Source organism: Streptomyces sp. PA03-6a (assembly GCF_033792765.1).
Lineage (GTDB): Bacteria > Actinomycetota > Actinomycetes > Streptomycetales > Streptomycetaceae > Actinacidiphila.
In genome coordinates, this window is record NZ_JARAVK010000129.1 from 1 (window position 1) to 26,165 (window position 26,165).

Annotated in this window: 23 protein-coding genes and 3 tRNA genes; 6 read left to right on the forward strand and 20 right to left on the reverse strand. The window is 70.1% G+C overall.

All coding sequences use genetic code 11. The features are described 5' to 3' along the window. Positions 1-90: 90 nt before the first annotated feature. The 10 genes from PV350_RS27430 to PV350_RS27475 all read right to left on the reverse strand — a co-directional run bounded on the left by PV350_RS27430 (position 91) and on the right by PV350_RS27475 (position 13,367). Positions 91-3,990 carry a DNA-directed RNA polymerase subunit beta' gene (locus PV350_RS27430; protein WP_499513418.1) on the reverse strand — a complete coding sequence of 1,300 codons (3,900 nt, stop codon included), beginning with the start codon at positions 3,988-3,990 and terminating at the stop codon, positions 91-93. Positions 3,991-4,087: 97 nt separating this feature from the next. Continuing rightward, the gene (gene rpoB / locus PV350_RS27435) at positions 4,088-7,576 is read right to left on the reverse strand and encodes a DNA-directed RNA polymerase subunit beta (RefSeq protein ID WP_500328154.1); all 3,489 of its coding nucleotides are present in this window, start codon (positions 7,574-7,576) and stop codon (positions 4,088-4,090) included. A 566-nt stretch (positions 7,577-8,142) separates the two neighbouring features. Next, complete coding sequence (rplL, locus tag PV350_RS27440) at positions 8,143-8,526, reverse strand: 50S ribosomal protein L7/L12 (protein ID WP_499513416.1); 384 nt, start codon at positions 8,524-8,526, stop codon at positions 8,143-8,145. Between the two features lie 81 nt (positions 8,527-8,607). Next, complete coding sequence (rplJ, locus tag PV350_RS27445) at positions 8,608-9,162, reverse strand: 50S ribosomal protein L10 (protein WP_319135235.1); 555 nt, start codon at positions 9,160-9,162, stop codon at positions 8,608-8,610. Positions 9,163-9,433: 271 nt separating this feature from the next. After that, a complete protein-coding gene (locus tag PV350_RS27450; RefSeq protein ID WP_499513415.1) occupies positions 9,434-10,387 on the reverse strand; it encodes an SCO4651 family lipoprotein in 954 nt (317 codons plus the stop codon). A gap of 161 nt (positions 10,388-10,548) precedes the next feature. Then, positions 10,549-11,274, reverse strand: coding sequence for a 50S ribosomal protein L1 (rplA, locus tag PV350_RS27455; RefSeq protein ID WP_499513414.1), 726 nt, complete (start codon positions 11,272-11,274; stop codon positions 10,549-10,551). A 74-nt stretch (positions 11,275-11,348) separates the two neighbouring features. Then, a complete protein-coding gene (gene rplK, locus PV350_RS27460) occupies positions 11,349-11,783 on the reverse strand; it encodes a 50S ribosomal protein L11 (protein WP_319135229.1) in 435 nt (144 codons plus the stop codon). A 260-nt stretch (positions 11,784-12,043) separates the two neighbouring features. Next, positions 12,044-12,862, reverse strand: a complete 819-nt coding sequence (gene nusG / locus PV350_RS27465) for a transcription termination/antitermination protein NusG (RefSeq protein WP_500336645.1) — start codon at positions 12,860-12,862, stop codon at positions 12,044-12,046. A gap of 69 nt (positions 12,863-12,931) precedes the next feature. Further along, positions 12,932-13,231, reverse strand: a complete 300-nt coding sequence (secE, locus tag PV350_RS27470) for a preprotein translocase subunit SecE (protein ID WP_499513412.1) — start codon at positions 13,229-13,231, stop codon at positions 12,932-12,934. Between the two features lie 63 nt (positions 13,232-13,294). Further along, positions 13,295-13,367, reverse strand: a tRNA-Trp gene (locus PV350_RS27475). A gap of 214 nt (positions 13,368-13,581) precedes the next feature. Here PV350_RS27475 and PV350_RS27480 point away from each other — a divergent pair. Both PV350_RS27480 and PV350_RS27485 read left to right on the forward strand, forming a co-directional pair. Then, positions 13,582-14,799 carry a pyridoxal phosphate-dependent aminotransferase gene (locus PV350_RS27480; protein WP_500336647.1) on the forward strand — a complete coding sequence of 406 codons (1,218 nt, stop codon included), beginning with the start codon at positions 13,582-13,584 and terminating at the stop codon, positions 14,797-14,799. Positions 14,800-14,928: 129 nt separating this feature from the next. Beyond that, on the forward strand, positions 14,929-15,942 hold the full coding sequence (locus PV350_RS27485; RefSeq protein ID WP_499513410.1) for an adenosine deaminase family protein: 1,014 nt from the start codon (positions 14,929-14,931) through the stop codon (positions 15,940-15,942). On the opposite strand, the gene PV350_RS27490 is transcribed toward PV350_RS27485, so the two are convergent. Further along, positions 15,932-16,540, reverse strand: a complete 609-nt coding sequence (locus PV350_RS27490) for a TetR/AcrR family transcriptional regulator (RefSeq protein ID WP_499513409.1) — start codon at positions 16,538-16,540, stop codon at positions 15,932-15,934. The two genes, PV350_RS27485 and PV350_RS27490, sit on opposite strands and share 11 nt — an antisense overlap. A 48-nt stretch (positions 16,541-16,588) precedes the next feature. Between PV350_RS27490 and PV350_RS27495 the strand changes: the two genes are divergently transcribed. After that, a complete protein-coding gene (locus PV350_RS27495) occupies positions 16,589-17,221 on the forward strand; it encodes an NAD(P)-dependent oxidoreductase (protein ID WP_500336650.1) in 633 nt (210 codons plus the stop codon). Between the two features lie 23 nt (positions 17,222-17,244). On the opposite strand, the gene PV350_RS27500 is transcribed toward PV350_RS27495, so the two are convergent. Then, entirely contained in the window at positions 17,245-18,300 is a 1,056-nt protein-coding gene (locus tag PV350_RS27500) for a UDP-N-acetylmuramate dehydrogenase (RefSeq protein ID WP_499513407.1), read from the reverse strand. 57 nt (positions 18,301-18,357) lie between these two features. Beyond that, positions 18,358-19,527 (reverse strand): thiolase family protein, encoded by a 1,170-nt coding sequence (locus PV350_RS27505; protein WP_500328166.1) that lies wholly within the window; start codon positions 19,525-19,527, stop codon positions 18,358-18,360. Positions 19,528-19,645: 118 nt separating this feature from the next. Here PV350_RS27505 and PV350_RS27510 point away from each other — a divergent pair, with 118 nt between their 5' ends. Next, on the forward strand, positions 19,646-20,128 hold the full coding sequence (locus PV350_RS27510) for a winged helix-turn-helix transcriptional regulator (RefSeq protein ID WP_500336651.1): 483 nt from the start codon (positions 19,646-19,648) through the stop codon (positions 20,126-20,128). Positions 20,129-20,184: 56 nt separating this feature from the next. Here the strand turns inward: PV350_RS27510 and PV350_RS27515 are convergent, their stop codons facing one another. The 7 genes from PV350_RS27515 to PV350_RS27545 form a co-directional block, all read right to left on the reverse strand. Beyond that, on the reverse strand, positions 20,185-21,627 hold the full coding sequence (locus PV350_RS27515) for a DHA2 family efflux MFS transporter permease subunit (RefSeq protein ID WP_500336653.1): 1,443 nt from the start codon (positions 21,625-21,627) through the stop codon (positions 20,185-20,187). Positions 21,628-21,706: 79 nt separating this feature from the next. Continuing rightward, positions 21,707-22,270 carry a TetR/AcrR family transcriptional regulator gene (locus PV350_RS27520; protein ID WP_499513403.1) on the reverse strand — a complete coding sequence of 188 codons (564 nt, stop codon included), beginning with the start codon at positions 22,268-22,270 and terminating at the stop codon, positions 21,707-21,709. 77 nt (positions 22,271-22,347) lie between these two features. Then, positions 22,348-22,782, reverse strand: a complete 435-nt coding sequence (locus PV350_RS27525; protein ID WP_499513402.1) for a MaoC family dehydratase — start codon at positions 22,780-22,782, stop codon at positions 22,348-22,350. A gap of 4 nt (positions 22,783-22,786) precedes the next feature. Continuing rightward, positions 22,787-23,239, reverse strand: a complete 453-nt coding sequence (locus PV350_RS27530) for an FAS1-like dehydratase domain-containing protein (RefSeq protein WP_499513401.1) — start codon at positions 23,237-23,239, stop codon at positions 22,787-22,789. Between the two features lie 99 nt (positions 23,240-23,338). Further along, on the reverse strand, positions 23,339-23,503 hold the full coding sequence (gene rpmG / locus PV350_RS27535) for a 50S ribosomal protein L33 (protein ID WP_004571794.1): 165 nt from the start codon (positions 23,501-23,503) through the stop codon (positions 23,339-23,341). 88 nt (positions 23,504-23,591) lie between these two features. After that, positions 23,592-23,664, reverse strand: a tRNA-Met gene (locus PV350_RS27540). 46 nt (positions 23,665-23,710) lie between these two features. Beyond that, positions 23,711-23,783 (reverse strand) — tRNA-Thr (locus PV350_RS27545). Between the two features lie 213 nt (positions 23,784-23,996). On the opposite strand from PV350_RS27545, the gene PV350_RS27550 reads away from it, so the two are divergent. Next, on the forward strand, positions 23,997-25,241 hold the full coding sequence (locus PV350_RS27550; protein ID WP_499513400.1) for an amidohydrolase family protein: 1,245 nt from the start codon (positions 23,997-23,999) through the stop codon (positions 25,239-25,241). 28 nt (positions 25,242-25,269) lie between these two features. Beyond that, complete coding sequence (locus PV350_RS27555; RefSeq protein ID WP_500336655.1) at positions 25,270-25,932, forward strand: NAD(P)H-binding protein; 663 nt, start codon at positions 25,270-25,272, stop codon at positions 25,930-25,932. Positions 25,933-26,165: the final 233 nt, after the last annotated feature.

The window sequence follows — 26,165 nt, forward strand, 5'->3', positions numbered from 1 at the left end:
GGAAGGCCCCACAGGGCCCTCCAAGGCGGCACAAAGCCGCTGGGCGGCCACCCCCAGGGGATGGCCGCCCAGCGGCTTCGAGCGGACGACTCAGCCGTTGTACGGGCCGTAGTCGTAGTCCTCCAGCGGGACGGCCTGGCCGGAGCCGGTGCCGAACGGGCTGTAGTCGATGTCGTCGTAGCCGACGGCCGAGTACATCGCGGCCTTGGCCTCCTCGGTCGGCTCGACCCGGATGTTGCGGTAGCGGGACAGACCCGTACCGGCCGGGATGAGCTTACCGATGATGACGTTCTCCTTGAGGCCCAGCAGCGAGTCGGACTTGGCGTGGATCGCCGCGTCGGTGAGGACTCGGGTCGTCTCCTGGAAGGAGGCGGCCGACAGCCAGGACTCGGTGGCCAGCGAGGCCTTGGTGATACCCATCAGCTGCGGACGGCCGGAGGCCGGGTGGCCACCCTCCGCCACGACCCGACGGTTCTCGGTCTCGAAGCGGCCGCGCTCGACCAGCTCGCCCGGCAGCAGCTCCGCGTCGCCGGACTCGATGATCGTCACCCGGCGGAGCATCTGCCGGATGATGATCTCGATGTGCTTGTCGTGGATCGACACACCCTGCGAGTTGTAGACCTTCTGGACTTCCCCGACCAGGTGGACCTGGACGGCCCGCTGACCCAGGATGCGCAGCACGTCGTGCGGGTTGGTGGCACCCACGGTCAGCTTCTCGCCGACCTCGACGTGGTCGCCCTCGCCCACCAGCAGCCGGGCACGCTTGGAGATCGGGTAGGCGATCTCCTCCGCACCGTCGTCCGGGGTGATGACGATCTTCTTGGTCTTCTCGGTCTCCTCGATCCGGATGCGGCCCGCCGCCTCCGAGATCGGGGCGACACCCTTGGGGGTACGCGCCTCGAAGAGCTCGACGACACGCGGCAGACCCTGCGTGATGTCGTCACCGGCCACACCACCGGTGTGGAAGGTACGCATCGTCAGCTGGGTGCCGGGCTCGCCGATGGACTGGGCGGCGATGATGCCGACCGCCTCACCGATGTCCACCAGCTTGCCGGTCGCGAGCGAACGGCCGTAGCACATCGCGCAGGTGCCCACCGCGGACTCGCAGGTCAGGACCGAGCGGGTCTTGACCTCCTCGACGCCGTTGTGGATGAGCTGCTCGATGAGCACGTCGCCCAGGTCGGTGCCGGCGGTGGCCAGCACCTTGCCGTCCACCACGACGTCCTCGGCGAGGCAGCGCGCGTACACGCTGGTCTCGACGTCGTCCGTCTTGCGCAGCGAACCGTCCTCGGAGCGCTCGGCGATCGCCAGCTTGAGGCCGCGCTCGGTGCCGCAGTCCTCCTCGCGGATGATGACGTCCTGGGAGACGTCGACCAGACGACGGGTCAGGTAACCGGAGTCGGCGGTACGCAGAGCGGTGTCCGCGAGACCCTTACGGGCACCGTGGGTGGAGATGAAGTACTCCAGCACGGTGAGACCCTCGCGGAACGACGCCTTGATCGGCCGCGGGATGGTCTCGTTCTTCGCGTTGGACACCAGGCCACGCATACCCGCGATCTGACGCATCTGCATCATGTTTCCGCGGGCACCCGAGTCGACCATCATGAAGATCGGGTTGGTCTTCGGGAAGTTCGCGTTCATCGCCTCGGCGACCTCGTTGGTCGCCTTGGTCCAGATCGCGATGAGCTCCTGCGTGCGCTCGTCCTTGGTGATCAGACCGCGCTCGTACTGCTTCTGGACCTTCTCGTCCTGAGCCTCGTAGCCCGCGATGATGGCCTTCTTGGCCTCGGGCACGACGACGTCGGAGATGGCCACGGTGACACCGGAACGGGTCGCCCAGTGGAAACCGGACGCCTTCAGGTTGTCGAGCGTCGCCGCCACGATGACCTTCGGGTAGCGCTCGGCGAGGTCGTTGACGATCTCGGAGAGCTGCTTCTTGCCCACCGGGTAGTCCACGAACGGGTAGTCCTCGGGCAGCAGCTCGTTGAAGAGCGCACGGCCCAGGGTCGTGTTCAGCCGGAAGGAGTCGCCCAGCTGCCAGGGCTCCTCGCCCTCGACGTCCGCCGGCGGGGTCCAGCCACGCGGCGGGACGGTGCCGATCGGGAACCGGATGTCGATCCGCGACTGGAGCGAGAGCTCGCGCGCGTCGAAGGCCATGATCGCCTCGGCGGTCGAGCCGAACGCCCGGCCCTCACCCCGGAGCTCGCGCTCCTCCGCGTCCGTGGTGAGGAAGAACAGACCCAGGACCATGTCCTGCGTCGGCATCGTCACCGGACGGCCGTCGGCGGGCTTGAGGATGTTGTTCGAGGACAGCATCAGGATGCGGGCCTCGGCCTGCGCCTCCGCGGACAGCGGCAGGTGCACGGCCATCTGGTCGCCGTCGAAGTCCGCGTTGAACGCGGTGCAGACGAGCGGGTGGATCTGGATGGCCTTGCCCTCGACCAGCTGCGGCTCGAAGGCCTGGATGCCGAGGCGGTGCAGGGTCGGCGCACGGTTCAGCAGCACCGGGTGCTCGGCGATGACCTCTTCGAGCACGTCGTAGACGACCGTGCGGCCGCGCTCGACCATGCGCTTGGCCGACTTGATGTTCTGCGCGTGGTTCAGGTCCACCAGGCGCTTCATCACGAACGGCTTGAAGAGCTCCAGCGCCATGGCCTTGGGCAGACCGCACTGGTGCAGCTTGAGCTGCGGGCCGACGACGATGACCGAACGGGCCGAGTAGTCGACGCGCTTGCCGAGCAGGTTCTGACGGAACCGGCCCTGCTTGCCCTTGAGCATGTCGGACAGCGACTTCAGCGGACGGTTGCCGGGGCCCGTGACCGGGCGACCACGACGGCCGTTGTCGAAGAGCGCGTCGACGGCCTCCTGGAGCATGCGCTTCTCGTTGTTCACGATGATCTCGGGGGCACCGAGGTCGAGGAGGCGCTTGAGGCGGTTGTTGCGGTTGATGACGCGGCGGTACAGGTCGTTCAGGTCGGAGGTCGCGAAGCGGCCACCGTCCAGCTGCACCATCGGACGCAGGTCCGGCGGGATCACCGGGACGCAGTCCAGCACCATGCCCTGGGGCTTGTTGGTGGTCTGCAGGAAGGCGGAGACGACCTTGAGGCGCTTGAGCGCACGGGTCTTCTTCTGGCCCTTGCCGGTACGGATGATCTCGCGGAGCTTGGCGGCCTCCTCGTCCAGGTCGAAGGACTCCAGGCGCTTCTGCAGCGCCGCGGCACCCATCGAACCCTGGAAGTAGGTGCCGAAGCGCTCCCGCAGCTCGCGGTAGAGCAGCTCGTCACCCTCCAGGTCCTGGACCTTGAGGTTCTTGAAGCGGGACCACACCTCGTCGAGCCGGTCCAGCTCGCGCTGGGCACGGTCGCGCAGCTGCTTCATCTCCCGCTCGGCGCCCTCGCGCACCTTGCGGCGCACGTCGGACTTGGCGCCCTCGGCCTCCAGCTCGCCGAGGTCGGCCTCGAGCTTCTTCTGCCGGGACTCGATGTCGGAGTCACGGCGCTGCTCGATCTGCTGACGCTCGACGGAGACCTGGGCCTCCAGCGAGGGCAGGTCGCGGGTACGACGCTCGTCGTCCACCCACGTGATCATGTAGGCGGCGAAGTAGATGACCTTCTCGAGGTCCTTCGGGGCGAGGTCGAGCAGGTAGCCCAGCCGCGACGGAACGCCCTTGAAGTACCAGATGTGGGTCACGGGGGCGGCCAGCTCGATGTGGCCCATCCGCTCACGACGCACCTTGGCGCGAGTGACCTCGACGCCGCAGCGCTCACAGATGATGCCCTTGAAGCGGACACGCTTGTACTTGCCGCAGTAGCACTCCCAGTCCCGGGTGGGGCCGAAGATCTTCTCGCAGAAGAGTCCGTCCTTCTCGGGCTTCAGGGTGCGGTAGTTGATGGTCTCAGGCTTCTTGACCTCGCCATGGGACCACTGTCGGATGTCGTCCGCGGTCGCAAGGCCGATCCGCAGCTCGTCGAAGAAGTTGACGTCGAGCACTTTGTCGTCAATCCCTCTTTCGGGGTCGAAAGTCAAACATGTCTGAACGGTCCGGGGGAGGCGGGGAGCTGCTCACGGCAGCTCCCCGGCCGGCCCGTCAGACCTCTTCGACGCTGCTCGGCTCGCGCCGGGACAGGTCGATACCGAGCTCCTCCGCCGCGCGGAAGACGTCCTCGTCCGTGTCGCGCATCTCGATGGACATGCCGTCCGAGGACAGCACCTCCACGTTGAGGCAGAGCGACTGCATTTCCTTGATGAGCACCTTGAAGGACTCGGGAATGCCCGGCTCGGGGATGTTCTCGCCCTTGACGATCGCCTCGTAGACCTTCACGCGGCCCAGGACGTCGTCGGACTTGATGGTGAGGAGTTCCTGCAGCGCGTAGGCCGCGCCGTACGCCTCAAGGGCCCACACCTCCATCTCACCGAAGCGCTGACCACCGAACTGCGCCTTACCACCCAGCGGCTGCTGGGTGATCATCGAGTACGGACCGGTGGAACGGGCGTGCAGCTTGTCGTCCACCAGGTGGTGCAGCTTGAGGATGTACATGTAGCCGACCGAGATCGGGTCCGGGAACGGCTCGCCGGAGCGGCCGTCGAAGAGCCGGGCCTTGCCGGAGGGCAGCACCAGGCGCTGGCCGTCGCGGTTCGGGATCGTGGCCTCGAAGAGACCGGCGATCTCGTCCTCGCGGGCACCGTCGAACACCGGGGTGGCGACGTTGGTGCCGGCCTCCACCTGGTCGGCGCCGATCGCCGTCAGGCGCTGCGCCCACTCGTCGCCGATGCCGGAGACGTCCCAGCCCTGGGCGGCGAGCCAGCCGAGGTGGATCTCCAGGACCTGTCCCGGGTTCATCCGGGACGGGACACCCAGAGGGTTGAGGATGATGTCGACCGCGGTGCCGTCCTCCAGGAACGGCATGTCCTCGATCGGCAGGATCTTGGAGATGACGCCCTTGTTGCCGTGGCGGCCGGCGAGCTTGTCACCGTCGGTGATCTTGCGCTTCTGTGCCACGTAGACGCGGACCAGCTGGTTCACGCCGGGCGGCAGCTCGTCGCCCTCCTCGCGGTCGAAGACGCGCACGCCGATGACCTTGCCGGTCTCGCCGTGCGGCACCTTCAGCGAGGTGTCACGGACCTCACGGGCCTTCTCGCCGAAGATCGCGCGCAGCAGGCGCTCCTCCGGGGTCAGCTCGGTCTCGCCCTTCGGGGTGACCTTGCCGACCAGGATGTCGCCGGCGACGACCTCGGCACCGATGCGGATGATGCCGCGCTCGTCGAGGTCGGCCAGGACCTCCTCGGAGACGTTCGGGATGTCCCGGGTGATCTCCTCGGGGCCGAGCTTGGTGTCACGGGCGTCGACCTCGTGCTCCTCGATGTGGATCGAGGAGAGGACGTCGTCCTGCACCAGACGCTGGCTGAGGATGATCGCGTCCTCGTAGTTGTGGCCCTCCCACGGCATGAACGCCACCAGGAGGTTCTTGCCCAGCGCCATCTCACCGCGCTCGGTGGACGGGCCGTCGGCGAGCACCTGGCCGGCGATCACGCGGGCGCCCTCGTCCACGACGACCTTCTGGTTGAAGGACGTGCCCTGGTTCGAGCGGGAGAACTTGGCGACCCGGTAGGTGTTGTAGGTGCCGTCGTCGTTGGCGACGGTGACGTAGTCCGCGGAGACCTCCTGGACCACACCGTCCTTGTCGGCCTTGATGACGTCACCGGCGTCGACCGCGCAGCGGTACTCCATGCCGGTGCCGACCAGCGGGGCCTGCGCCTTGAGCAGCGGCACGGCCTGGCGCATCATGTTCGATCCCATGAGCGCGCGGTTGGCGTCGTCGTGCTCGAGGAACGGGATCATGGCGGTCGCGACCGACACCATCTGGCGCGGCGAGACGTCCATGTAGTCCACGTCCTCACCGGGGACGTAGTCGATCTCGCCACCACGGCGGCGCACCAGGACGCGCGACTCCGCGAAGCGGTTGTCGTCGGTCAGCGGGGCGTTCGCCTGGGCGATGACGAAGCGGTCCTCCTCGTCGGCCGTGAGGAAGTTGACCTCGTCGGTGACGACACCGTTCTCGTCGACCTTGCGGTACGGGGTCTCCACGAAACCGAACGCGTTGACCCGGCCGTAGGAGGCCAGCGAGCCGATCAGACCGATGTTCGGGCCTTCGGGGGTCTCGATCGGGCACATGCGTCCGTAGTGGGACGGGTGCACGTCACGGACCTCGAAGCCGGCCCGCTCACGGGACAGACCACCGGGGCCCAGCGCGGACAGACGGCGCTTGTGGGTCAGGCCCGACAGCGGGTTCGTCTGGTCCATGAACTGGGACAGCTGGCTGGTGCCGAAGAACTCCTTGATGGAGGCGACGACCGGCCGGATGTTGATCAGGGTCTGCGGCGTGATCGCCTCGACGTCCTGGGTGGTCATCCGCTCGCGGACGACGCGCTCCATACGGGCCAGACCCGTGCGGACCTGGTTCTGGATGAGCTCGCCGACGTTGCGCAGACGACGGTTGCCGAAGTGGTCGATGTCGTCGACCTCGACGACCACGGAGGAACCGTTGTCGCCGGTGGTCTCGGTCTCGCCCGCGTGCAGCTTGACCAGGTACTTGATCGCCGAGATGACGTCCTCGACGGTCAGCACGCCGGCGTCGAGCGGCGCGTCGGCACCCAGCTTCTTGTTGATCTTGTAGCGGCCGACCTTGGCCAGGTCGTAGCGCTTGGGGTTGAAGTAGAGGTTCTCCAGCAGCGTCTGCGCGGCCTCACGGGTCGGCGGCTCGCCCGGACGCAGCTTGCGGTAGATGTCCAGCAGCGCGTCGTCCTGGCCCTGGGTGTGGTCCTTCTCCAGGGTGGCGCGCATGGACTCGTACTCGCCGAACTCCTCGAGGATCTGCTCGGTGGTCCAGCCGAGCGCCTTCAGGAGGACGGTCACGGACTGCTTGCGCTTGCGGTCGATGCGGACACCGACCATGTCGCGCTTGTCGATCTCCATCTCCAGCCAGGCACCACGGGAGGGGATGACCTTGGCGGAGTAGATGTCCTTGTCGGACGTCTTGTCGATCTGGCTGTCGAAGTAGACACCCGGCGAGCGCACCAGCTGGGACACCACGACACGCTCGGTGCCGTTGATGACGAAGGTGCCCTTGTTGGTCATGAGCGGGAAGTCGCCCATGAAGACCGTCTGGGACTTGATCTCGCCGGTCTCGTTGTTGGTGAACTCGGCCGTGACGAAGAGCGGGGCCGCGTACGTGAAGTCGCGCTCCTTGCACTCGTCGATCGAGTTCTTCGGAGGCTCGAAACGGTGGTCGCGGAAGGTCAGCGACATCGACCCGGAGAAGTCCTCGATCGGCGAGATCTCCTCGAAGATCTCCTCCAGACCGGACTTGGTGGGGACGTCCTGGCCACTGTCCAGGGCCGCCTCGACGCGAGCCTTCCAGGCGGCGTTGCCGAGGAGCCAGTCAAAGCTCTCGGTCTGCAGCGCGAGGAGGTTCGGGACCTCGAGGGGCTCCTTGATCTTCGCGAAAGAGATGCGCAGCGGGGCGGTGCTTGCGCCGTTGTTCGAATTGGCAGTCGAGGCGTTGCGCGAGGCGGCCAAGAGGGGGTCCTTCCGAGGGCTCGGACTCACTACGCGCGTACCGGCTTCCGCCCCCGGGCGCAGACAAGGAGGCCCTGGTCAGGACGGTTCCTCATGTGTGCTCAGGCTTGGGCTTGCCCCTGGTGACGGGCCAGGCGGCAGCTAACAGGCAGCGCAAAGGGTCAGTGTAGCCACTTGGCACACTGATGTCCAGTGCAGAGTTTCGGAGACCGGTACTGCACCAATCTCGTCCTCCGGAGGGGTCGGTAGGAGCCCCTTGTTGTGAGCCGTCATGCCCTCTTTCACGCTTGCCACGCTAGGCATTCCCGCATCGCCTTCGTTCCATGCCTCGGTCCATGGCCGATGTGACGACGCGTCCTGAGAATCGCGCGCTGCGTGCGGTTCGTCAAGGCCTCCGCCCCGCGGAGATCGTCACAGCTCGAGGAAGCCGACGGTCCCGGAACAGTGATGATCACCCTACCCGGGTCGGTCGCCGGACCGGGTGACGCACCACGCAAACGACCGAGGGCGGCCACCCGAAAGGGTGGCCGCCCCGCGGCTGATCAGCCCCCCGGAAGGGGCAGGGATCACTTGACCTCGACGGACGCGCCCGCGGCCTTGAGGGACTCGGCGGCCTTCTCGGCGGCCTCCTTGTTGACCTTCTCGAGGACCGGCTTCGGGGTGCCGTCGACGAGGTCCTTGGCCTCCTTCAGACCCAGGGAGGTCAGCTCGCGCACGACCTTGATGACCTGGATCTTCTTCTCGCCGGCGCCGGTGAGGATGACGTCGAACTCGTCCTTCTCCTCGACGGCCTCGGCGGGGGCACCGGGGACACCGGCGGCCACGGCGGCGACCGGGGCGGCGGCGGTGACGTCGAACTTGTCCTCGAAGGCCTTCACGAACTCGGAGAGCTCGATGAGGGTCATCTCCTCGAACTGCGCGAGCAGGTCGTCCTGGCTGAGCTTCGCCATGATGGCGGTCCTTCCACTAATTCGGCAGGTGCCGGATGTACATGTCGGCGGGCGTACGGGCCCGCTAGAGCACGGGAGTGACTACTCCGCGTCCTCGGCGGGAGCCGGCGTACCGGCACCGCCCTGCTCGACCTTCTCGCGCAGCGCTTCCACGGTGCGGACGAGCTTCGAAGGCAGGGCCTGGAAGACAGCAGCGGCCTGGCCCTGCTTTGCCTTCATGGCACCCGCCAGCTTGGCGAGCAGCACCTCGCGGGACTCGAGGTCCGCGAGCTTCTTGATCTCATCGGCGGACAGCGGCTTGCCGTCAAGCACACCGCCCTTGATGATGAGGTTCGGGTTCTCCTTGGCGAAGTCACGGAGACCCTTCGCCGACTCCACCGGGTCACCGGTGACGAAGGCGACCGCCGTCGGACCCGCGAACAGGTCGTCCAGAGCGGTGATCCCGGCCTCGTTGGCCGCGATCTTGGTCAGCGTGTTCTTCACCACGGCGTACTGGGCGTTCTCACCGAGCGAACGGCGCAGCGTCTTGAGCTGCGCCACGGTGAGACCGCGGTACTCGGTCAGCACGGCGGCGTTGGAGCTGCGGAACTTGTCCGTCAGCTCGGCAACCGAACCGGCCTTGTCGGGCCTCGCCATAGAGCCTCGGCCTCCTTCCGGGTGATTCGGACCGCACGGGAAGGGGCCGGGCAAAACAAACGCCCCGGCGCAGGCGCACGGGGCGTGACTCGACCGGAATCGCGAGGAGCGTTCCCGGGAGTGCATCCACTGTCACCTGCGCGGGCCGTCCGCATCAGCGGATCCTTCGGCTGCCGCACCCTCACGGGCACGCCAGCAACCAGCGGTCTTTGGCTTCCCGTGAAGGGTACGCGAATGGATCCGTGCCAGGCAAATCCGGTGTCGGGGCAGGTCAGCCTGTGAGGCCGGAGCCTCCGGTCAGGCCGGAGGCCTTCATGTCCCCGAGCATCCCGAAGAGGTCGACGGTGTCCTTCGCCGGCGGCGCCTGGACGCCCACCGCGGTGCCGTAGTCGGAGTAGGAGGCGTTCATGCGGAGCGTGCCCTCGGGCGTCCTCACGCCTACGACCATCTTCACCGGGTAGTGGTCCTGGTTGACCCAGATCTCGGTGTCGTAGCCCTTGATGCCCGCCTTCTCGGCGTTGGCGACCAGGGCCTTGCGCTCCTTCTCGGACAGGACGCCGGTGGCCTTGTTGGCGTCCACCATCTCCGCGAAGGTCAGCGTGCCCTTGTAGTGGTCCGCCTGGACGCCGCCGACCTTCTCCGCGCCGACGTGCTTCAGGCTGGGCGACTGGAGCAGCAGGGCGAGCTGCTCGGCCGGGTCCTGGTTCATGTTGTCCAGGCCGCCGGTCATCTGCTTCTGCAGCTCTTCGCTGCCGCTCACCTCGGCCGCGGCCTTCAGGTCCAGCTTCATCCAGCGCTTGCCGTCCATCTCGGCGGCCTGCTTCGCCCCCATGTCCATGTACATGGCCTGGTCCAGCATGATCATGCGGATCCGGGAGGGGGCGTCCGGGTCGGCGGCGGTGAAGGCCGAGCCCTCCATGGTGACGTCCATGACCGCCGGGTCCCACCCCTGCACTCCGGCGATCCGCATCGTGCCGCCGCCCTGCGCGCCGGCCGGCAGGGTGAGCGTCATGCGCACCTTGGCGGACTTCGCCTCCGAGGTCTTCTCGAAGGCGGCCTGGATGGCCTTGGCGATCTCGCCCTGCCCCTGGACCGCCCCGTGGGGCGCTTCGGCCTTCTTGCGCTTCTTGCCGCCCCCGTCGCCGTCGTCGCAGCCCGCGAGCCCGACCACGACGGCCACGGCCGCCAGACCGACGCCCAGACGCTTCGCTGCCGACAAGCTCATGAAATCCCCACCCCATACCGTCCGTCGTCCCCGGGTCCCCGTGGAACCGCTTGCCACGGTAACGCACGGCGCCGACACGGTCGTACGGAAAAACCGGCCCCGCACCTCCGGAGAGGCGCGGGGCCGGTTCACAACTGCACGGGCCCAGGGGCCCGACCCGGTCAGACGGAGGCCGGGTCCTCCTCGACGAGGAGGTTACGGGTGCGGTTCGGGTCGACCGGGATGCCGGGGCCCACCGAGGTGCTGATGGCGGCCTTCTTGATGTAGCGACCCTTGGCGGCGGACGGCTTCAGACGGAGGATCTCGTCCAGGGCCGCGCCGTAGTTCTCGACCAGCTGCTGCTCACCGAACGAGGTCTTGCCGATGATGAAGTGCAGGTTCGAGTGCTTGTCGACGCGGAACTCGATCTTGCCGCCCTTGATCTCGGTGACGGCCTTGGCCACGTCGGGGGTGACGGTGCCGGTCTTCGGGTTCGGCATCAGACCACGGGGGCCGAGGACGCGGCCGAGGCGGCCGACCTTGCCCATGAGGTCCGGGGTGGCGACGACGGCGTCGAAGTCCAGGCGGCCCTTGGCGACCTCGTCGATGAGCTCGTCGGCGCCGACGATGTCGGCGCCCGCGGCACGCGCGGCCTCGGCACGGTCACCGGTCGCGAAGACCAGGACCCGGGCGGTCTTACCGGTGCCGTGCGGAAGGTTCACGGTGCCACGGACCATCTGGTCGGCCTTGCGCGGGTCGACGCCCAGACGGAAGGCCACCTCGACGGTGCCGTCGTACTTGCTGGTGGAGGTGTCCTTGGCGAGACGGACGGCCTCGAGGGGCGCGTACAGACGCTCCCGGTCGATCTTGGCGTCCGCAGCGCGGAGAGACTTGCTGCGCTTGCTCACTACTGCTCCTGTGTGTCCTGAGGAGTCGTGGTGCGGGCCGAGCAGGCCCTGCCACGGAACTGCTGGTGGTGTGGTCAGCCCTCGACCGTGATGCCCATGGAACGCGCGGTGCCGGCGATGATCTTCTCGGCGGCGTCCAGGTCGTTCGCGTTGAGGTCGGGCAGCTTGGTCGTGGCGATCTCGCGGACCTGGTCACGCGTAAGCTTCGCGACCTTGGTCTTGTGCGGCTCGCCGGAGCCCTTCTCCACACCCGCGGCCTTGAGGATCATGCGGGAAGCCGGCGGGGTCTTGGTGATGAAGGTGAAGGAACGGTCCTCGTAGACCGTGATCTCCACCGGGATCACCCAGCCACGCTGCGACTCGGTGGCCGCGTTGTAGGCCTTGCAGAACTCCATGATGTTGACGCCGTGCTGACCCAGCGCCGGGCCCACCGGCGGGGCCGGGTTGGCCGCGCCGGCGTTGATCTGGAGCTTGATAAGCCCCGTGACCTTCTTCTTCTTGGGAGGCATGTGCTCTCTCCGGGTCCTAGTGAGAGTTTTCCTGCCTGCGAGCAGGCATACCGCACCACGATAGCGGGTACCGTGCCGAGCCCTGAAACCGAGCAGGTCAGAGACGACCCGGCGGCACCCCCGAGGACCCCGGAAACCGCCTGGAGCGGCCGTCTGCGCGACGCTCCCCCGCCACCATGGTCGACCGCCCCCGCCGTACGCGGAAGAGCCCCCGCCCGGCGGGTGACCGCGGGCGGGGGCTCTTCCGGTGTTACGGGCTGCTAGTTCTTCTGGATCTGGTCGAAGCTGAGCTCGACCGGGGTCTCGCGGCCGAAGATCTCGACGAGGCCCTTGACCTTCTTCGAGTCCGGGTTGATCTCGTTGATCGTGGCCTGCAGCGTCGCGAACGGGCCGTCGGTGACGGTGACCGAGTCGCCGACCTCGAAGTCCAGCACCTGGACCTCGACCTTGCGCTTCGGAACGGCACCGCCCTCGCCGCCCTCGGCGGCAGCGGCCTGCTCCTCGGCCTCCGGGGCCAGCATCTTGGTGACCTCGTCCAGCGTCAGCGGGTACGGGTCGTAGGCGTTGCCGACGAAGCCGGTGACGCCGGGGGTGTTGCGGACGACGCCCCAGGACTCGTTCGTCAGGTCCATGCGCACCAGCACGTAGCCGGGCAGCTTGTTCTGGCGGACGGTGCGGCGGTCGCCGTTCTTGATCTGGACGACCTCTTCCTGGGGCACCTCGGCCTGGTAGATGTAGTCCTCGACGTTCAGCGAGACGGCGCGCTGCTCCAGGTTGGACTTCACGCGGTTCTCGTAGCCGGCGTAGGTGTGGATGACGTACCACTCGCCGGGGAGGGCGCGCAGCTCCTCGCGGAACGAGGCGGCCGGGTCCACCGGGGCCTGCTCCTCCGCGGCTTCCTCTTCCGTGGCCTCGTCCTCGTCGACGACCTGGACGGCAGCCTGCTCGGCGGGCTCGCCGGCGGCCTCGTCTGCAGCCTCCGCCTGGTCGATGTCGCCGTCGGCGGCCTCGACGATGTCAAGCGCGGTGTCGTCGCCCTCGACGGTCTCGTCGGCGTCGTACAGGTTCGGGTCAGACACGGTCGCTGCTTCTTCCTTCACGATGTGGAACAGGCGGTCGGGCGCCGCGGGCGCCCTCCGCGGGAGGAATCACCCGAAGACGTACGAGACGCCCTTGTTGAATCCCCAGTCAATCACGGTAACGAGCGCGATGATGACCACAACGAAGACAATCACCACGCTGGTGTAGGTGATGAGCTCGCTGCGCGTGGGCCAGACGACCTTGCGGAGCTCCGCGACGATCTGGCGGTAGAAGAGCGCGAGGCGCGCGAGGGGCCCCTTCTTGCCGCGCTTGCCGCCGCGGCGGGGCTTCTTGGAGCCGGCGTCCGTGGATTCACCGTCGGGACGACCACTTTCAGGCGTCGCGGTGGAGCCCAGGGCTTCCGTCACTCGTCCTCACCTGAATCCGGGTCGTTTGCCGAAACAATCCTCAAAGCGTCTGCCTGCTTGTAGCAGGGCCGGAGGGACTCGAACCCCCAACCGCTGGTTTTGGAGACCAGTGCTCTACCAATTGAGCTACGACCCTTTGAGTGCCCCCCAACGTACCGCATCCGAGCGGCTGCACGATGTGTGCAGCCAAGATCAGCTCGCGGGGGCCATCGACGGATGAGTGTACGTGTTCGCGGGCCGGGCGTCGAATGCGTCGCGTGTCCGGGCGCGGTTCGGCGCGGTTGCGCGCGGTTCCGACCGGAACGTGAACTCGTGTGCTCCGGTACCCCCGGGTCTGCGACGATGCAGGCATGACCGCTGCAACTGAACGACGCGTGTCGGCCCGCATCGGGTCGATCTCCGAGTCCGCGACGCTCGCCGTGGACGCGAAGGCCAAGGCCCTCAAGGCCGCCGGGCGACCGGTCATCGGCTTCGGAGCCGGCGAGCCCGACTTCCCGACGCCCGACTACATCGTCGAGGCGGCCGTGGAGGCGTGCCGCAATCCGAAGTACCACCGCTACACCCCGGCCGGCGGCCTGCCGGAGCTGAAGGCCGCGATCGCCGCCAAGACGCTGCGCGACTCCGGCTACGAGGTCGACCCCTCCCAGATCCTGGTCACCAACGGCGGCAAGCAGGCCATCTACGAGGCCTTCGCCGCGATCCTCGACCCGGGTGACGAGGTCATCGTCCCGGCGCCGTACTGGACGACCTACCCCGAGTCGATCCGGCTGGCCGGCGGTGTCCCGGTGGAGGTGGTCGCCGACGAGACGACCGGCTACCGGGTTTCCGTCGAGCAGCTGGAGGCCGCCCGCACGGAGAAGACCAAGGTCGTGCTCTTCGTGTCGCCGTCCAACCCGACCGGCGCCGTCTACACCGAGGCCGAGACCGAGGCGATCGGCCGCTGGGCCGTCCAGCACGGCCTGTGGGTGCTGACCGACGAGATCTACGAGCACCTGGTCTACGGGGGCGCCTCCGCGGTCTCGCTGCCCGCGCTCTTCCCCGAGCTGCGCGACAAGTGCGTCGTCGTCAACGGCGTGGCCAAGACCTACGCCATGACCGGCTGGCGCGTGGGGTGGATCATCGGCCCCAAGGACGTCGTCAAGGCCGCCACCAACCTGCAGTCGCACGCCACCTCGAACGTGAGCAACGTCGCGCAGGTCGCCGCCCTGGCCGCCGTCTCCGGTGACCTGGTGGCCGTGGGCGAGATGCGCAAGGCCTTCGACCGCCGCCGCCAGACCATCGTGCGGATGCTCAACGAGATCCCCGGTGTCGTCTGCCCCGAGCCGGAGGGCGCGTTCTACGCGTACCCGTCGGTCAAGGCGCTGCTCGGCAAGGAGATCCGCGGCAGGCGGCCGCAGAGCTCGGTGGAGCTGTCCGAGCTGATCCTGGAGGAGGCCGAGGTCGCCGTGGTCCCGGGCGAGGCCTTCGGCACCCCCGGCTACCTGCGCCTGTCGTACGCGCTCGGTGACGAGGACCTCGTCGAGGGCGTCTCCCGGCTGCAGAAGCTGCTGGGCGAGGCCAAGGCCTGAGCGAACCGCCCCTTGGGCCCCCGGACCGGCCGGTCCGGGGGCCCGCGTGTGTGTGCGGGCAAGCGCTCGTTCGGGGAAAGCGGCCGAAAGAGGTACCGGCACCCCCCGCCGGTACGGCAGGATCTGTGGATGGCACGCGATGTATCCCTCCTCCCCAAGGCGCACCTCCACCTGCACTTCACCGGCTCGATGCGGCCCGCGACCCTGCTGGAGCTCGCCGACAAGTACGGGGTGCACCTGCCCGAGGCGCTGACCTCGGGCGAGCCGCCCAGTCTGCGCGCGACCGACGAGCGCGGGTGGTTCCGCTTCCAGCGCCTGTACGACATCGCGCGTTCCGTGCTCCGCTCCCCCGACGACATCCGCCGTCTGGTGCGCGAGGCCGCCGAGGAGGACGCCCGCGACGGATCGGGGTGGCTGGAGATACAGGTCGACCCCACCTCGTACGCGCCGCGCCTGGGCGGGCTGATCCCGGCCCTGGAGATCATCCTGGACGCCGTGGAGACCGCCTCCCGGGACACGGGCGTGGGCATGGCCGTCCTCGTCGCCGCCAACCGCACCAAGCACCCGCTGGACGCCCGCACGCTGGCCCGGCTCGCGGTGCGCTACACGGACCGCGGGGTCGTCGGCTTCGGGCTCTCCAACGACGAGCGCCGGGGTCTGGCCAGGGACTTCGACCGCGCCTTCGCCATCGCCAGGGAGGGCGGCCTGCTGGCGGCCCCGCACGGCGGCGAGCTGGCGGGCGCGGGCAGCGTCCGCGACTGCCTGGACGACCTGCACGCCAGCCGCATCGGGCACGGCGTGCGGGCGGCGGAGGACCCGCGGCTGATGGCGAAGCTCGCCGAACGCGGCGTGACCTGCGAGGTCTGCCCCGCGTCCAATGTCGCGCTGGGGGTCTACGAGCAGCCCGAGCAGGTGCCGCTGCGCACCCTCTTCGACGCCGGGGTGCCGATGGCACTGGGCGCCGACGACCCGCTGCTGTTCGGCTCCCGGCTCGCCGCGCAGTACGAACTGGCCCGTGACGCACACGGCTTCACCGACGAGGAGCTGGCCGAACTGGCCCGCCAGTCGGTGCGCGGTTCCGCGGCGCCGGAGGGCGTGCGGACCAAGCTCCTGGCGGGGATCGACGACTGGCTCAGCGACTGATCCCGGCCAGGACGGTGCGAGCGACGGCGACCGCGAAGTCGTCCAGCGGCTGCTCGTCCACTGGTTCGCCCAGGTAGCGGTTGAGGAAGCCGCGCTGGAAGCACGCGCCGAGCAGCAGCGCGGCGGCCGCCTCGGGGTCGGCGTCGGCCCGGATGCGCCCGCTGTCGCGCTCCGCGCGCAGGTAGCGGGCGAGCTCCCGCAGCGGCACGTGCGGCCCGGAGCCCATGGGGCGCAGTGCGTCACGGTGCCGTGCCAGCAGCGCGGGCTCGGCGAAGAGCGAGGCGGCGATCGGCACGCTGGACTCGTAGAAGAGGACCGCGGTGCGCGCGATGTCGGTGAGGCAGCTCTCGACGCTGCGGTCGCCCGGGTCGGCGGTGAGCTCGGCCATGAGCGGCCCGAGCCGTGGCGCCCGCTCCTTGAGCACCTGGACGAACAGCTCCTCCTTGCTGCTGAAGTGCTTGTAGAGCGCGGCCTCCGAGCAGCCGGCCGCCTTCGCGATCTCCTTGGTGGTCGTGCGGGCGAGGCCGATGGTGCGCATCAGGCGCTCGGCGGCGTCCAGGATCCGCGTCCGGGTGGGTGTTGACTCGGGGGTGAGCATGCACTCACCCTAAAGGTGAGTGAGTACTCACCCACCAGGGAGGGAACGATGGACGTCACGGTGTTCGGCGCGACCGGGGGCATCGGCCGGCAGATCGTGCGCCAGGCGCTGGCCGCGGGGCACCGCGTCACCGCGGTGGTGCGCGACCCGGCAAGGCTGCCCGTGACCGGATCCGGTCTGGAGGTCGTCACGGCGTCGCTGACCGACCCGGAGCCGCTGCGCGCGGCCGTCGCCGGGCGGGACGCGGTGCTCTCCGGTCTCGGGCCGCGCCGGCGCAAGGACGCGGGGATCGCCACCGAGGTCACCCGCCCGGTCCTGCGGGCCATGGAGGCGGAGGGCGTGCGCCGGTTCGTGGCGGTCAGCGCGGCCCCGCTGGGCCCGGTGCCGCAGGACGAGACGCTGCTCGGCCGGATCATCGCACCCGTCGTCTCGGGGCTGCTGCGGCCCGTCTACGACGACCTGCGGGCGATGGAGGAGGAGATGCGCCGCAGCGCCACCGACTGGACCGCCGTACGGCCTCCGAAGCTCAGCGACAAGCCACTGACCGGGGTCTACCGGACCGCGCTCAACGCCAATCTGCGCGGCGGCCTCACCATCGGCCGCGCCGACGTGGCGCACGCGATGCTCGCGGTGGTCGACGACGCGGCGACGCTGAAGCAGGCGGTCGGGGTGGCGTACTAGTACCAGGGGCGCCCCGCGGCGTGCTACAGGCTGACGCCGACCGTCACCGGCTCGTTGACCAGGGTGATCCCGAAGGCCGTGTGGACGCCCTCGACGACCTCGCGGGCCAGCGCGAGCAGGTCGGCGGTCGTGGCCCCGCCCCGGTTGGTGAGGGCGAGGGTGTGCTTGGTGGAGATCCGCGCGGGGCCGGTGCCGTAGCCCTTGGCGAAGCCCGCCCTGTCGATCAGCCAGGCGGCGGAGGTCTTGATGCGGCCGTCGCCCGCGGGGTAGGCGGGGGGCGTGACGTCCGGGCCGAGGCGGTCGTGGACACGGGCCAGGAAGTCCGTGTGACCGGCCTCGGTGAGGACCGGGTTGGTGAAGAAGGAGCCCGCCGACCAGGTGTCGTGGTCCTCCGGGTCCAGCACCATGCCCTTGCCCGAGCGCAGCTTCAGCACCGTCTCGCGGGCGGTGGCCAGGGGCACCCGGTCGCCCGTCCCGACGCCGAGGGCGCGGGCCGTCTCCGCGTACTTCAGCGGGCCGGACATGCCGCCTGCGTCCTCCAGGGCGAAGCGCACGCGCAGCACGACGTGGCGCGCGGGGTCCGCCTTGAAACGGCTGTGCCGGTAGGAGAAGGCGCACGCGGCGTTGTCCAGGACGACCGTCTCACCTGTGGTGCGGTCGTACGCGACCACCTCGGTGATCGTGCTGGCGACCTCCTGGCCGTACGCGCCCACGTTCTGGATGGGCGTGGCCCCGGCGGAGCCCGGGATGCCGGCCAGGCACTCGACGCCCGCCAGGCCCGCCTCCACGGTGCGGGCGACGGCGTCCGTCCAGACCTCGCCCGCCGCGAGCTCCAGTTCGGTGCCGCTGAGTTCGAAGCCGCTGGTGGCGATGCGCAGCGCGGTGCCCGCGAAGCCCTCGTCGCCGATCACCAGGTTGCTGCCGCCGCCGATGACCAGCAGCGGCGTCCCGGCCGCGTCCGCCTCCCGGACGACCTCGACGACCTCGGCGTCCGTGGTCGCCGTCACCAGGCGGGTCGCGGGGCCACCGAGGCGGAAGGTGGTCAGGGGCGCGAGCGGGGCGTCGTTGAGTACGTGCACGGCATTCAGGTTACGGGGCGGGCGGCTCCGTCAGGGATGCCGCCCGCCCCGTACGGATCAGAGCGCCTCGAGGACCGTCGCGTTGGCGAGGCCGCCCGCCTCGCACATGGTCTGCAGCGCGTAGCGCGCGCCACGGGCCCGCATGGCGTGGACGAGGGTGGTCATCAGCCGGGTGCCGCTGGCGCCGAGCGGGTGGCCCAGCGCGATGGCGCCACCGTTGACGTTGACCTTGGCCGGATCGGCGCCGGTCTCCTGCAGCCAGGCGAGGACGACGCTGGCGAAGGCCTCGTTGACCTCGAACAGGTCGACGTCCGCCAGGTCCAGCCCGGCGCGGCGCAGCACCCGCTCGGTGGCCGGGATGACCCCGGTCAGCATCAGCAGGGGGTCGGAGCCGGTGACCGCGAAGCTGTGCAGCCGGGCGAGCGGGCGCAGTCCCAGGCGCTCCGCGGTCTCGCTGCTGGTGATCAGCACGGCGGAGGCCCCGTCGTTGACCGGGCTGCTGTTGCCGGCCGTGACCGACCAGTCGATCTGCGGGAAGCGCTCGGCGTAGCCGGGGTCGGCGAAGGCGGGACGCAGCCCGGCGAGGATCTCCGGGGTGGTCGCGGGACGGACGGACTCGTCCGTGGTGAGTCCGGCCAGCGGCGCGACCTCGGCGTCGAAGGCGCCGGCCGACCAGGCGGCGGCGGCCTTGCGGTGCGACTCGGCGGCGAAGGCGTCCATCGCCTCCCGGCCCAGCGACCACTTGGCGGCGATCAGCTCCGCGCTGACGCCCTGCGGCACGAGTCCGCCCGGGAACCGCTCGGCGACGCCGGGGCCGAACGGGTCCGCACCGGGCGGCACGTTGGACCACATGGGCACCCGGCTCATCGACTCCACGCCGCAGGCCACGACGACGTCGTAGGCGCCGGCGATGACGCCCTGCGCGGCGAAGTGCACGGCCTGCTGGGAGGAGCCGCACTGCCGGTCGACCGTGGTGGCCGGGACGGAGTCGGGGAAGCCCGCCGACAGCCAGGCCCAGCGGGTGGTGTTCATGGCCTGCTCGCCGACCTGGTCCACGGTGCCGCCGATGACGTCGTCGACCAGCGCCGGGTCGATCCCGCTGCGGCCGACGAGCTCCTTGAGGGTGTGGGCGAGCAGTTCCACCGGGTGCGTCCCGGCGAGCGCCCCGCCCGGCTTGCCCTTGCCGATGGGGGTGCGGACGGCTTCGACGATGACGGCGTCGCGCATGACGTTCTCGCCTCCTGAGGGTGCGGTGCGTAGTTAGTTTGATTTTCCAACGATCGCGTGAGGACGAGGGTAGGACGAGAGGGTTTGACATCACAACCTTCCGTGTGAGACTGGCCCGGTGAGCCCGACCACACCTGTGCCCCCACTGCCGGGGCGCCCCTGCTCGGCAGCCGCGGCGTTGTACGTCGTCGGCGAGAAATGGGCGCTGCTCGCGGTCCGCGAGATCCTCTACGGCAACCGGCGCTTCGACGTCATCGCCCGCAACACGGGCGCTCCGCGCGACCGCCTCACCGCGCGGCTGCGCGCCCTGGAGGAGGCCGGCATCGTCGAGCGGCGCGCCTACAGCGAGCGGCCGCCGCGGTACGAGTACCACCTGACGGAGGCGGGGCGTGACCTCGCGCCGGTCATCCGGTCCCTGGTGGCGTGGGGCGACAAGTGGGCGGTGGACGAGCCGCCGGTCGTGCTCCGGCACCGGGACGACCATCCGGTGGACCCTGTCGAGTACTGCCGCGCGTGCGGCGAGGAGGTCCACGACCGCGACCTGGCGCTCGACATCCGCAGCGAGGGGTGGACGCCCGCGGGGCGGACGGGGTCCGGGTAGCCCGGAGCGCGCGTCACCACCGGGCCGGCCGGTGGTGACGCGCGCCGGACGGGGCGTCAGGGCGTCGCGTCGACCAGGGACTTGGGCGGGGCGGGGACCGGCTCGGGGGCCTTAGCGGCGCGTCGACCCGGGATGAGGAGGGCCGCGAGCGCTCCGACCGCGACGGCGGCCGCGCCCACCCAGAGGGCGGGGGTGAGGCCGTCGGCGAACCGCGCCGCAGACTCGTAGCCGCCCTGGGCGGAGAAGACCGCCGCGAGGGTGGCGACGCCGAGGGCCCCGCCGACCTCGCGGAGGGCGTTGTTGGCGCCCGAGGCGATGCCCTGCTCCTCGGGCCGGACGCTGCCCATGACGATGTTGGCGCTCGGGGCGAAGTACATCGCCATCCCGATGCCGCTCACGATCAGCGCCGGCACCTGCGCCGCGTACGACACGCCCGGCTCGATCACCACGGCGAACCAGCCGAGGCCCACCGCCTGCAGGGCGAGTCCGGCGGCGACGACCGGGCGGCCGCCGATGCGGTCGGAGAGGAAGCCCGCGATGGGCGCGACGATCATCGGCATGCCCGTCCAGGGCAGCATGCGCAGCCCCGCCTCGGTCGGGGAGTAGCCCGCGACGCCCTGGAGGAACTGGCTGAGCAGGAAGATCGAGCCGAACATGCCGAGGAACATCAGCAGGCTGGCCGTGTTGACGGCGGCGAAGGCGCGGCTGCGGAAGAGCCGCATCGGCAGGATCGGGTTGCGGGCGCGGATGCCGTGCCGGACGAAGAGGGCCATCAGCACACCGCCGCCGACGAGTCCGCCGAGGACCGGGCCGCTGGTCCAGCCGTCGGCGTTGCCGCGGACGAGGGCGTAGACGATGCCGAACAGACCCGCGCTGGCGAGCGCCGTGCCGGTCACGTCGAGCCGGGGGTCGGGACCACGGCTCTCGGCGAGCCGCAGCCGGGCGAGGGGCAGGAGGAGCACGCCGATCGGGACGTTCAGCCAGAAGATCCACTGCCAGGAGATGTGTTCGGTGAGCGAGCCGCCGATGAGCGGTCCGGCGGCGACCGCGAGACCGTTCACCGCGCCCCAGATGCCGAACACCATGCCGCGCCGCTCGGGCGGCACGGTGGCCGAGAGCAGGGTGAGGGTCAGCGGCATGAGGATCGCGGCGCCGACGCCCTGGACGGCGCGGGCGGCGATGAGTTCGCCCATGCCGGGGGCGAGGGCCGCTGCGGCGGAGGCCGCGGAGAAGACGCCGAGGCCCACCAGGAACATGCGCCGGCGGCCGAAGCGGTCGCCCAGGGCGGCGCCGAACATCAGGAGGACGGCGAAGGTGAGCGTGTAGGCGCTCACCGTCCACTCCAGGTCCTCCAGGGCGCCGCCCAGGTCCGCGCGGATGGAGGGCAGCGCCGTGGTGACGACCAGGTTGTCGAGCGCCGCCATGAATCCGGCGACGCTGGTGATGACGAGTGCCCAGACGACGCTGCCGCGCCGGCCCTCCGTCGGTTGCTGTGCCATGAACTCCCCCAGCTGATTAGTAATTGATCAATAACTTTCATGGACATGGGTGGGCCCCACGGCAGGCCGACGCGACCCGTCAGCCCTTCCCCGGGAAGCGGTCGGCGTAGAGGTCCTCGATCCCCGCCCAGCCGCGCTCGTGCTGTGGGACACCGAGCGCCACCAGTACGTTCACGAGCATCCCCGTGCCGAAGAACTCCGCCGCTTCGCGGTCGCCCACCCCCGTACGTGCCCTGACGAAGTCCCACAGGCCCAGCCAGCCACGCCGGCAGGCCTCGCGGATCTCCTCGTCGTCGACGGCGGCCACGTACATCTGCAACTGCATCCGCAGGACGTCGCCGTCCCCGATGAGCTCCTGGTACGAGCCGCACATCGCCTCGAACGCCTCCTCCCCCTCCAGCCCCTCGGCCGCCTTCTCGAAGTGCGCCTCGATCGTCTCGACGCACCGCGCCGCGACGGCCATGAACAGCGCCTTCTTGTTCGGGAAGAGCCGGAAGAGGTACGGCTGCGACACACCCATGCGCTTGGCGATGACGCCGGTCGAGGTGCCGTTGTAGCCACCCGTGCCGAACTCCGTCATCGCCGCGCGGATCGCCGCCTCGCGGCGCTCCTCCGCGCTCATCCGCATGCCGTCGCCTGCCATGCCAAGTAAGTTATCAGTCAATAACAAGCGTGGGCAAGAGGAAGGCGGCGGGACGCCCCGCCGCCTTCTCCTCACGGCTACGCCAGCCGGACCACCGCGCGCGACATGCCCAGCACCTTCTGCCCGGCGCTGAGGGCCGTCACGTCCACCCGGACCGTGCGCTCGTCGTCGTCCAGCTTGGCCGCGACCTTGGCGCTGACCTCGATCAGCGCGCCCGTGCCGTCGTTCGGCACCACGACCGGCTTGGTGAAGCGGACCCCGTACTCCACGACCGCGCCCGGGTCGCCCGCCCAGTCCGTCACCACGCGGATCGCCGAGGCCATGGTGAACATGCCGTGCGCGATGACGTCCGGCAGTCCGACCTCCGTGGCGAACTTCTCGTTCCAGTGGATCGGGTTGAAGTCACCGGAGGCGCCCGCGTACTGCACGAGTGTGGCGCGGTTCACGGGGAAGGACCGCGCCGGCAGCTCGGTGCCGACCTCGACCTCGTCGTAGGAGATCTTCGCCGTCATCGGTTCACTCACCCTCCGGCGCGCGCGCCACCAGTTTCATCAGCGCCGTCACCACGTGCTCGCCGCTCTCGTCGTGGACCTCGCCGCGGACGTCGATGACGTCGTTGCCCGCGAGCGACTTGATGGCCTCGATGGTGACCGTCACCGACAGGCGGTCACCGGCCCGCACGGGGCGGGTGTAGCTGAACTTCTGGTCGCCGTGCACCACCCGGCCGTAGTCCAGTCCCAGCTCCGGGTCGAGGACGACCTGCCCCGAGGCCTTGTACGTGATCACGAACGGGAAGGTCGGCGGCGCGATCACGTCCGGGTGGCCCAGGGCCTTGGCCGCGTCGGGGTCGGTGTAGACCGGGTTCGGGTCACCGACGGCCTCGGCGAACTCGCGGATCTTCTCCCGGCCCACCTCGTAGGGAGCGGTGGGCGGATACGTCCGCCCCACGAAGGACTGGTCCAGCGCCATCGGCACCTCCTGGAGCTGTGGTCTGCGCGTCGGCGGGTCCGCCAACGCCAAGAGGCCGCCCCCGTGACAGGGGCGGCCTCTTCGGTCTTACGGCCTGGGTCAGCGCGTCTCGCGGTGCGCGGTGTGCGCGTTGCAGCGCGGGCAGTGCTTCTTCATCTCAAGACGGTCCGGGTCGTTGCGCCGGTTCTTCTTGGTGATGTAGTTCCGCTCCTTGCACTCCACGCAGGCCAGCGTGATCTTCGGGCGGACGTCGGTGGCGGCCACGTGAGTGCTCCTTGACGAACGGCAATAAGGTTTGAACACGGAAAGAGTAGCCGATTGAAGGACCGATCCCACAATCGGCTACGCGGGGTAGCGGCGACCGGACTTGAACCGGTGACACAGCGATTATGAGCCGCTTGCTCTACCGACTGAGCTACGCCGCTTCGATGAAAAGATCACCCGCCGGGTGGCGGGCCATCCGATCACCAGAGCCCCAATACGGAATCGAACCGTAGACCTTCTCCTTACCATGGAGACGCTCTGCCGACTGAGCTATTGGGGCGAGCGAGGAAGACATTACACGGTCCGCCGCCGAAGGTGAAATCCGTATCTTGCGGGCAGTCGCCGGACCACCTCCCACCTCCGCCACCCCAGCCGCTCGGCCCCATACGTCACTTGACGTCACCAGTACGACTATTCGCTCTTCCCGGACGGACCGGGCACCGCGCCCTAGGCTCGGAACCGCGTGATCTTGCCTCCGGCCCCGAGGAGCGCGATGACCGACAGCCAGCCGCAGCAGCCCACCGACCCGCCGCTGGGCGAAACCGCCCCAGCCCCCGCCCTCCTGCTCTGCGGTGCCCGCCTCGCCGACGGCCGCACCGTCGACGTGCGCCTGGCCGGAGCGCGCATCGAGGCCGTCGGCACCGCCGGCAGCCTCCACGAGGGCACCCGTGTCGACCTCGGCGGCTACCTCCTGCTGCCCGCCCCCGCCGAACCGCACGCCCACCTCGACACCGCCCTGACCGCCGGCTCCGCCGGACCGCCCTCGTACGACGCCGAGGACGTGCAGCGGCGGGTCACCGAGGGCGCCCTCCACCAGCTCGGCCACGGCGCGACCGCGGTCCGCACGCACATCCGCATCGGCGACGTACAGGGGCTGCGCGCCCTGGAGGCGGCGCTGCAGGCCCGGCGCGCCCTGCGCGGCCTGGTCGACGTGCGGACCGTGGCCGTGCCCCGGGTGCTCACCGGGCCCGCCGGCGCGGACGGCCTCGCGGTGCTCCGCGACGCCCTCAAGATGGGCGCCGACGTGGTGGGCGGCTGCCCCGACCTCGACCCCGACCCGGGCGGGTACGCGGAGGCCGTGCTCGCCGTGGCCGCCGAGTTCGGCCTCCCCGTCGACCTGCACACCGACGCCGCCGACCCGGCCCGGCTCTCCCGGCTCGCCGCGATGGCGGGAGGACTGCGCCCCGGCGTCGCCCTCGGCCCCTGCGGCGGCCTGGCCCGGCTCCCGTACGACACGACCGTCCGCCTGGCGGGGCAGCTCGCCGCCGCCGGGGTCTCGCTGACCGCCCTCCCGCAGGGCGGCTGCGGTGCCCTCGAGTCGCTGCGCCGCGGCGGCACCGCGCCGGTGCGGACCCTGCGGGCGGCCGGCGTCCGGATCGCCGCGGGCAGCGGCGCGCTGCGCGACCTGACCAACCCCGTCGGCCGCGGCGACCCCCTGGAGGCCGCCTTCCTGCTCGCCTCCCACGGCGAGTGCGCCCCCGGGGAGGCCTACGAGGCGGTGAGCCGGGACGCCCGCGCCGTCATGGGGCTGCCCGAGGTGCGGGTGGAGGCGGGCTTCCCCGCCGAGCTGCTCGCGGTACGGGCCGACCGGCTGGAGAGCGCGCTCTCGCTCGCGTACAGCCGGATCGTCATCCACCGGGGGCGGGTCGTCTCCCGGACCAGCGCGGTACGCGAGTACACCGACACCCTGGCGCTCGACCTGCCGCGTCAGTCGAGGAGCCGACGTGACCCGGCATGAACGGCGCGCCGGGCGTAGCGTCGGTGGCATGCGCACTGTGATCGCTGGTGGACATGGACAGATCGCGCTGCGGCTGGAGCGGCTGCTCGCCGCGCGCGAGGACGAGGTGGCGGGCATCATCCGCACGCCGGAACAGGCCGATGACCTGCGCGAGGCCGGCGCCGAGCCGATCGTGCTCGACCTGGAGTCGGCATCGGTGGACGAGGTGGCCCAGGCGCTGGCCGGGGCCGGCGCGGTCGTCTTCGCGGCGGGCGCGGGGCCGGGCAGCGGCGCCGCCCGCAAGGAGACCGTCGACCGGGACGCCGCCGTGCTGCTGGCCGACGCGGCGGAACGCGCGGGCGTACGCCGTTATCTGATGGTCTCCGCCATGGGGGCCGACGCCGGGTCCCGCCCCGGCACCGACGAGGTCTTCGCCGCCTACCTGCGCGCCAAGGGCGCCGCCGACGCCGAGGTGCGCCGTCGCGCCGCCCTGGACTGGACGATCGTCCGCCCCGGCCATCTGACCGACGACCCGGGCACGGGGCGGGTTCGGCTCGCCGCTTCCACCGGGCGCGGTTCGGTGACCCGTGACGACGTCGCGGCGGTCCTGGCGGAGTTGCTCGACACGCCCTCGACGGCGGGGCTCACCCTGGAACTGATCGAGGGTCACACCCCGGTGTCGGTCGCGGTGAAGGACGTCGCCGGCAACTGAACCGCACCCCGGGCGGCCTGGTGGGCCTTGGCGCCGGGCTCCGGGCTCCGGGCTCCGGACTCCGGACTCCGGGCGCATCCGCGGGATGCCGATGCGCCGTTGGGCGAGGGGCTTGGTGAAGCCCTCGTACGGGAAGGCCTCGTCGAAGCCGATCTCCCGGGTGGCCTTGAGGTCACAGCAGTACCCCGGGCCGCGAATTCCACGGGGCGCGGGATGCGGGCGCGGGCGGGGGG

Excerpts from the sequence above, each read along its gene's own strand:
- PV350_RS27505 (WP_500328166.1), bottom strand. The coding sequence starts at position 19,527 with ATGCGCGACGCCGTCATCGTCGAAGCCGTCCGCACCCCCATCGGCAAG.
- PV350_RS27495 (WP_500336650.1), top strand. The coding sequence starts at position 16,589 with ATGGACGTCACGGTGTTCGGCGCGACCGGGGGCATCGGCCGGCAGATC.
- PV350_RS27530 (WP_499513401.1), bottom strand. The coding sequence starts at position 23,239 with ATGGCGCTGGACCAGTCCTTCGTGGGGCGGACGTATCCGCCCACCGCT.
- PV350_RS27480 (WP_500336647.1), top strand. The coding sequence starts at position 13,582 with ATGACCGCTGCAACTGAACGACGCGTGTCGGCCCGCATCGGGTCGATC.
- rplK (WP_319135229.1), bottom strand. The coding sequence starts at position 11,783 with ATGCCTCCCAAGAAGAAGAAGGTCACGGGGCTTATCAAGCTCCAGATC.
- PV350_RS27490 (WP_499513409.1), bottom strand. The coding sequence starts at position 16,540 with ATGCTCACCCCCGAGTCAACACCCACCCGGACGCGGATCCTGGACGCC.
- PV350_RS27525 (WP_499513402.1), bottom strand. The coding sequence starts at position 22,782 with ATGACGGCGAAGATCTCCTACGACGAGGTCGAGGTCGGCACCGAGCTG.
- PV350_RS27550 (WP_499513400.1), top strand. The coding sequence starts at position 23,997 with ATGACCGACAGCCAGCCGCAGCAGCCCACCGACCCGCCGCTGGGCGAA.
- rplL (WP_499513416.1), bottom strand. The coding sequence starts at position 8,526 with ATGGCGAAGCTCAGCCAGGACGACCTGCTCGCGCAGTTCGAGGAGATG.
- rplJ (WP_319135235.1), bottom strand. The coding sequence starts at position 9,162 with ATGGCGAGGCCCGACAAGGCCGGTTCGGTTGCCGAGCTGACGGACAAG.
- PV350_RS27555 (WP_500336655.1), top strand. The coding sequence starts at position 25,270 with ATGCGCACTGTGATCGCTGGTGGACATGGACAGATCGCGCTGCGGCTG.
- PV350_RS27520 (WP_499513403.1), bottom strand. The coding sequence starts at position 22,270 with ATGGCAGGCGACGGCATGCGGATGAGCGCGGAGGAGCGCCGCGAGGCG.
- PV350_RS27485 (WP_499513410.1), top strand. The coding sequence starts at position 14,929 with ATGGCACGCGATGTATCCCTCCTCCCCAAGGCGCACCTCCACCTGCAC.
- PV350_RS27515 (WP_500336653.1), bottom strand. The coding sequence starts at position 21,627 with ATGGCACAGCAACCGACGGAGGGCCGGCGCGGCAGCGTCGTCTGGGCA.
- PV350_RS27450 (WP_499513415.1), bottom strand. The coding sequence starts at position 10,387 with ATGAGCTTGTCGGCAGCGAAGCGTCTGGGCGTCGGTCTGGCGGCCGTG.